This is a genomic window from Microcystis sp. M113S1 (assembly GCF_020246945.1).
In the GTDB taxonomy this organism is placed as follows: Bacteria; Cyanobacteriota; Cyanobacteriia; order Cyanobacteriales; family Microcystaceae; genus Microcystis.
Window position 1 is genome coordinate 1 of sequence record NZ_JADBSA010000382.1, and the last position, 5,903, is coordinate 5,903.

The window sequence follows — 5,903 nt, forward strand, 5'->3', positions numbered from 1 at the left end:
CCATTTTTTTGCTTACCTCCACCTTAATTCCTTCTTTCAAAACTATACCTATCAATCGTTTCCCCTTTTTTTAAGTTTCTTCTCTTTTTGTTAAGAAAGATCTGACTAATGGATAGCCTTATCAAGGGGGGATTAAGGGGGTATCTATCTTCAATTTAATTATAACCAGCTACTTATCTACATTACTCGTTAAGACTGTCTATGAGCAGGAAGAGCCAGTTTAAACATTTGTTTTTTCCTGTGACCGGGGAAAGAAAGGGCTAAGATCTATCTAGATCAACTATCTTGACTTGCCATGGCCGCCAATGCCGACTATTCTGCCCATTCCAGCGTTAACTTGCAACAACCTTGGCATACCTATCCGGTGGAAACCACCCTATCTATCCTCGGTAGTTCGGCTGTTAATGGCCTCAATAGAGAGCAAATCGCCGAAAGAATTAAATATTATGGCAAAAATGAACTACAAGAACGTCCAGGGCGCAGTAATTGGCAAATTCTCCTGGATCAGTTTACCAATATTATGCTCCTCCTCTTAATTGCCGTGGCCATAATTTCCGGGGGACTAGATTTACTGGCATTACAGCGCGGTCATCTGGCTAAAATTGGCGTTCCCTTCAAAGATACGAGCGCTATTTTAACAATTGTCATCCTCAATGGTATGCTCGGCTATCTGCAAGAAAGTCGCGCCGAAAAAGCTCTGGCCGCTTTAAAAAAACTTTCCTCTCCCCAAGTTAATGTTATCCGCGAGGGCCAACGCACGGAAATAGATGCGGTTAATCTCGTCCCCGGGGACATCATGCTGATTGAAGCGGGAACCCAAATCAGCGCCGACGGCCAAATTATCGAAGCTTTTAACCTGCAAATTCGCGAATCGGCCTTGACAGGAGAGGCAAATAGTGTTAATAAATCCGCCTCCATTGACCCCTTAGACCGGGATACTCCCCTTGGCGATCGCTTAAATTTTGTCTTTACTGGAACAGAAGTACTGCAAGGCCGGGCCAAGGTCATCGTTACCAATACGGGAATGACGACGGAATTAGGCAAAATCGCTCAAATGTTAGCAACAGTCAGCAACGAACCCACTCCTCTCCAAAAAAGAATGACTCACTTGGGTAATGTCCTTGTCGCTGGTTCTCTCATTCTAGTTGCCCTGACTATTACCATCGGCCTGATCAATGCCGGTTGGTCGGCCCTAGAGGAATTAGTCGAAGTTTCCCTTAGTATGGCAGTAGCTGTCGTTCCCGAAGGATTACCCGCAGTTATCACCCTAACTCTCGCCCTAGGTACCCAACGCATGGTCAAACGTCAGGCCTTGATTCGCAAACTGCCGGCAGTAGAAACCCTTGGTTCCGTTAATGTGATCTGTTCCGACAAAACTGGGACGCTAACGGAAAATAAAATGACCGTGCGGGAGATAGAGACAATTAATCGCAATTTTTCGGTGACTGGGGAAGGATATAGCCCAAAAGGACAATTTTTAGACTCCGAGCAACAGGCGATCGATCCCAAAACCGATCTAGAATTACATCATCTTTTAATTGCCAGTGTCCTCTGCAACGATGCCAGTTTAGACCTCGATAACGGTCACGATAGCATTTTAGGCGATCCCACGGAAGGAGCCTTATTAGTTTTAGGGGCGAAAGCGGGCTTAAATTTATCCCTAACCAAGCAAGAGTTCCCTAGAATCGCTGAAATACCCTTTTCTTCTCAAAGAAAGCGAATGTCGGTCATTTGTCAAGGAGTCAATCCCGTACTATTTACCAAAGGTTCCCCGGAATTAATCCTTGAACAATGTCTCTCCTATCAATCGGGATTAGAAAGTCTTCCTTTTGGGGATAGGGAAAAAGAAAAAGTCTTAGTCGCTAACAATGCTATGGCGAACAGGGGTTTGCGAGTCTTAGGATTAGCCTATAAAAACCTGATTTATCCACCAGAATCAACTGAAATCAGCGAAGATGAGCTAATTTGGCTAGGAATGGTCGGTATGATCGACGCACCACGACCGGAGGTACAAATCGCCGTGGCTAGGTGTCGAGAAGCGGGAATCCGTCCGATCATGATCACCGGCGATCATCAATTAACCGCTCTAGCAGTGGCTAAAAGTCTTGGTATTGCCCAAGCGGGAGCTTTAGTCATCTCAGGACAAGAATTAGATAAATTATCACCAATTCAGCTAGAAACCATCATTGACAAAACTAACATCTATGCCCGTGTCTCCCCCGAACATAAATTAACTATTGTCCGCGCTTTGCAAAAAAAGGGTAAATTTGTCGCTATGACCGGAGATGGGGTTAATGATGCTCCGGCCCTGAAACAAGCAGATATCGGTATTGCTATGGGAATCTCCGGCACCGATGTCACCAAAGAGGCTAGTGATATGATTCTCCTCGATGATAATTTTGCCACTATCGTCGCTGCTACGGAAGAAGGGCGAGTGGTTTATCACAATATTCGCAGTTTTATTAAATATATTCTCGGCAGTAATATCGGGGAGGTGATTACTATCGCTGCTTCGCCTCTTTTGGGTTTAGCTACTCCCCTAACTCCCCTACAAATTCTCTGGATGAATTTAGTTACTGATGGTGTACCCGCTTTAGCTTTAGCTGTGGAACCCGCTTCTCCTGATATTATGCGTCGCCCTCCTTTTAGTCCCCAAGAAAGTATTTTTGCTCGCGGTTTGGGCAGTTATATCGTTAGAATTGGGATTATTTTTTCGATTATTAATATCACTCAAATGTTGATCGCTGTGCGCTTGGATCCGCTTTTTGGTAATACTGGTTCATGGAAAACTATGGTTTTTACTACTCTTTGTTTAGCTCAAATGGGTCATGCCATTTCCGTGCGATCGAGCGATCATCTTACCATAGAAATGAATCCTTTGACTAATCCCTATCTCTGGGTAGCAGTAACCCTGACGACAATTTTTCAACTGATGTTAATCTATGTTCCTCCCCTGCGGGATTTTTTTGGTACTCAATTTTTAACTAAAGAAGAATTATTAATCTGTTTGGGGTTTAGTACCTTGTTATTCGTTTGGGTGGAGTTAGAAAAATTATTTACCCGTTGGTATCATCGGCGATAATCAGGGAGCTTTTTTCATTGTTCAGTAAACAGTGAACAGTAAACAGTGAATTGAAAACTCAAATCTGATAACTGATAAACCCCATCCACAGGGAAAACCCTTGTTTGGCTTTTTCAGCTACGAGCCTTGCATAGCAATACTTTTAAGACTTAGTGCCTTGGCCGTGAAATTCCAGTTCTCTAGCTGATTGCAGTTTGGCTTACTATTAAAAACTGATTTGATCTAAGATTGAATCAGCAATATCTAATTTGGAGTCTCAGGCAATGGAACCGATTTCTCTAATTCTCGCTGCGTTGGCTGCTGGTGCGGTTGCTGCGGCTAAGGATACGGCAGGAACAGCCGTTAAGGATGCTTATGAGAGTTTAAAAGCGTTGATTAAGAAGAAGTTTGCAGAAAAAGGGAAAACAGATTCATCAACAATTTTAGATAAATACGAACAGAAACCTGAAAAAACGAAAGCTCTTTTGGAAGATGAGTTAGAAGAAGCGGGACTTAAAGAACTGAAGGAGGATGACGAAATTATTAAAGCAGCCCAAGAAGTAATGAAAAAAGAAGATCCAGAAGGGGCAAAAGAAGGTAAATATAATATAAATATTTCTGGTGGGGTTCAAAATGTTGTTGGTTCAAATCGAGGGACTGCAAGCCAAACAGTTACTTACAATCCTAAAAGTTCGTAGTTGCGCTTTAGCACCCAAACCTGATGAATGAGAATCAAGCCGGTAAAAATCTTAATATTGAAGGTGGGGTTCAAGCTGTCGCTGGTGAAAATCTAGGGACAGTCAATCAGTATATTAGCATCCAGAAATCTGAGATTGAAATTACCAATCAACGCTTAATTACAGGTTCTCCATATTTGGGTTTATTTAAGTTTGAAGAGGGAGATAAGGATAAGTTTTTTGGAAGAGATAAATGGATTATTGAGTTAACAAATTATTTAGAAGAAAAGAATGTTTTGCTGCTTTTGGGTGCGTCAGGAAGCGGTAAATCTTCTCTCGTGCAAGCGGGTTTAATTCCTAAGTTAAAGGATGATTTTGGCGCGAGTAAATTGGTTAATTTAACTTTTGTTCCTGATGTCCATCCTTTTAAATCTTTTTCTGGTTGTCTTGCGCCTAAATATAGACAATCAAAAGCAGAAATAGCACAATCTGTTCAGGAAGAGACTTTAATTAAGGTGGTTGAAGGATTAAAAAATAATTCTGATTTATGGTTTATTTTTATTGACCAATTTGAGGAGTTATTTACTCGTACACCGAAGACAGAAAGGGATATTTTTATTAAAAGTTTGATTAAATTGATTGAAAAGAATAATAGTTTGGTTAAAATTGTGATGACGATGAGGGCGGATTTTTTAGATAAATTAAGTCCTTATCCCAGTTTAGGAAAAATCCATGATCAGTATAGCAAGATGTTAACGGATATGGATGAAAATGAGTTAAGATTAGCTATTGCTGAACCGGCGGCGAGAAATGGGGTAATTTTTGAACAGGGATTAATTAATCAAATTATTGCCGATTTTTATGAACAGGCTGGCTCTTTACCTCTGTTACAATATACATTAGATTTATTGTGGCAAAAAGATCATATTCAAGAGCGGGTTTTAAATATTAAGACTTATCAAGAGATTGGTGGGGTAACGGGTGCGCTAGAAAAACAAGCGGATAAAATTTATGGTAAATTTAATGAACAGCAACGGAAAGCAGCAGAGGAAATTTTTCTAGAGTTAATTAGTTTAGAAGGGGAAAAAGCGGTTAGCAGAAGGGCGGATAAATCGAGTTTTGAACAGGAGGAAATGCAAAAGGAGGTTCTCTATCAATTGATAGATAATCATCTTTTGGTGAGTAAGGGAGAAGACGGGAAACCAACGGTTGAGGTGGCACATGAGGCGTTATTACGTTCTTGGAAAGTGTTACAGGATTTAATTCGAGAAAAAGAGGAGATAATTGTTCTGAGAAGTCGTTTATATGCTGATGCGAAACAGTGGGATGATTTACAGAAGCAAGATGCAGTAAAAGCGAGTAGTGAGCTTTGGGGCGGTTCTAAGTTGGCTAAAATTGTTGAGTTTCAAAAGAATAATTCTCTGCCTAATTTAAATACTGTGGCGATAGAGTTTATTAAGGCGAGTGTTACTCAAGCTGAACGACAAAAAAATGAAAAAATTAGAACAGCGCGAAGGATTGCGGCGGGTTCGTTGGTGGCGGTGGTGGTTAGTACGGGATTGGGTTTCATGGCGTGGAAACAAACACAACAAGCGGAACTTAATCTGGCAAATGCTCGCGGGTTTTCTTCCTTGTCTTTGTTCGATAAAGGAAAAGAGTTAGATGCTTTCGTCGAAGTAATTAAGGCGGGTAAAACCTTGCAAAAGCAGCACAAATATGACAAGGAGGTGACGAATGCCTTACAGGAACTTCTCAACCGCAAAAGTGAACGCAATCGCTTAGAGGGGCATGATGACTCTGTCACAAGCGTTAATTTTAGTCCCGACGGCAAGACATTGGTGAGCGGTAGTGCTGACAACACTATCAAACTCTGGGATGTAGAAACAGGCCAAGAAATCCGCACCCTCAAAGGGCATGATTTCTATGTCCGTAGCGTTAATTTTAGTCCCGACGGCAAGACTTTGGTGAGCGGTAGTTGGGACAACACTATCAAACTCTGGGATGTAGAAACAGGCCAAGAAATCCGCACCCTCAAGGGGCATGATAGCTTTGTCAGTAGCGTTAATTTTAGTCCCGACGGCAAGACATTGGTGAGCGGTAGTGATGACAACACTATCAAACTCTGGAATGTAGAAACAGGCCAAGAAATCCGCACCCTCAAAGGG

At 41.7% G+C, this 5,903-nt stretch carries 3 protein-coding genes; all 3 read left to right on the plus strand.

Translation table 11 applies throughout. From position 1 onward, the window contains the following. The first annotated feature begins 295 nt into the window (after window positions 1–295). Entirely contained in the window at window positions 296–3,082 is a 2,787-nt protein-coding gene (locus tag IM319_RS19410) for a cation-translocating P-type ATPase (RefSeq protein WP_287736619.1), read from the plus strand. 263 nt (window positions 3,083–3,345) lie between these two features. After that, window positions 3,346–3,759 carry a hypothetical protein gene (locus tag IM319_RS19415; protein ID WP_287736620.1) on the plus strand — a complete coding sequence of 138 codons (414 nt, stop codon included), beginning with the start codon at window positions 3,346–3,348 and terminating at the stop codon, window positions 3,757–3,759. 23 nt (window positions 3,760–3,782) lie between these two features. After that, window positions 3,783–5,903: hypothetical protein (locus tag IM319_RS19420; protein WP_287736621.1), on the plus strand; the 2,121-nt coding region annotated here is incomplete at its 3' end.